The organism is Bizionia gelidisalsuginis (genome assembly GCF_008086185.1).
GTDB lineage: Bacteria > Bacteroidota > Bacteroidia > Flavobacteriales > Flavobacteriaceae > Bizionia > Bizionia saleffrena.
The window spans coordinates 1-1,605 of record NZ_VSKN01000065.1 but is presented as its reverse complement, the minus strand read 5'-3'; the positions used below and the strand labels follow the sequence as shown (position 1 = coordinate 1,605).

The following is a 1,605-nucleotide window of genomic DNA, read 5'->3' as shown; positions in this document are numbered from 1 at the left end:
TGATACGTGTAGTTGGGTTGTAACAGGAACACAAGAAGCAGCACCAGCGACAGAATGTTGGGAAACAGCGACGTTTAATACAGAAAGTTGTACTTGGGAGGTAACAGGAGATCAAGCAACCGAGCCAACGACAGAATGTTATGAAACCGCAACGTTTAATAATGATACGTGTAGTTGGGTTGTAACAGGAGAACAAGAAGCAGCACCAGCGACAGAATGTTGGGAAACAGCGACGTTTAATACAGAAAGTTGTATTTGGGTTGTAACAGGAGATCAAGCAACCGAGCCAAAAACAGAATGTTATGAAACCGCAACGTTTAATAATGATACGTGTAGTTGGGTTGTAACAGGAACACAATCAGCAGCACCAGCGACAGAATGTTGGGAAACAGCGACGTTTAATACAGAAAGTTGTATTTGGGTTGTAACAGGAGATCAAGCAACCGAGCCAAAAACAGAATGTTATGAAACCGCAACGTTTAATAATGATACGTGTAGTTGGGTTGTAACAGGAACACAAGCAGCAGCACCAAAAACAGAATGTTGGGAAACAGCGACGTTTAATAATGATACGTGTAGTTGGGATGTAACAGGAACACAAGAAGCAGCACCAACCACAGAATGTTATGAAACGGCAACGTTTAATGACTCTACTTGTAGTTGGGTTGTAACAGGAACACAAGCAGCAGCACCAGCGACAGAATGTTATGAAACGGCAACGTTTAACACGGAAAGTTGTGCTTGGGATGTAACAGGTGAACAATCAGCAGCACCAGCGACAGAATGTTGGGAAACAGCGACGTTTAATACAGAAAGTTGTACTTGGGAGGTAACAGGAACACAAGCAGCAGCACCAGCGATAGAATGTTGGGAAACAGCGACGTTTAATACAGAAAGTTGTACTTGGGATGTAACAGGAACACAAGCAGCAGCACCAACCACAGAATGTTATGAAACCGCAACGTTTAATAATGATACGTGTCTTTGGGATGTAACAGGAACACAAGAAGCAGCACCAGCGACAGAATGTTGGGAAACAGCGACGTTTAATAATGATACGTGTAGTTGGGAGGTAACAGGAGAACAAGCAACCGAGCCAACGACAGAATGTTGGGAAACAGCGACGTTTAATAATGATACGTGTATTTGGGAGGTAACAGGAGATCAAGCAACCGAGCCAAAAACAGAATGTTATGAAACCGCAACGTTTAATAATGATACGTGTAGTTGGGTTGTAACAGGAACACAAGAAGCAGCACCAGCGACAGAATGTTGGGAAACAGCGACGTTTAATACAGAAAGTTGTACTTGGGAGGTAACAGGAGATCAAGCAACCGAGCCAGCGACAGAATGTTGGGAAACAGCGACGTTTAATAATGATACGTGTATTTGGGAGGTAACAGGAGATCAAGCAACCGAGCCAAAAACAGAATGTTATGAAACCGCAACGTTTAATAATGATACGTGTAGTTGGGTTGTAACAGGAACACAAGAAGCAGCACCAGCGACAGAATGTTGGGAAACGGCAACGTTTAATAAAGAAAGTTGTACTTGGGAGGTAACAGGAGATCAAGCAACCGAGCCAACGACAGAATGTTATGAAAC

1 protein-coding gene is annotated in these 1,605 nt (G+C 43.2%); it reads left to right on the top strand.

Annotation, left to right across the window (positions count from 1 at the left end):
• A partial coding sequence (locus tag ES677_RS15380; RefSeq protein WP_170235074.1) for a hypothetical protein occupies positions 1 to 1,605 on the top strand: 1,605 nt, incomplete at both ends.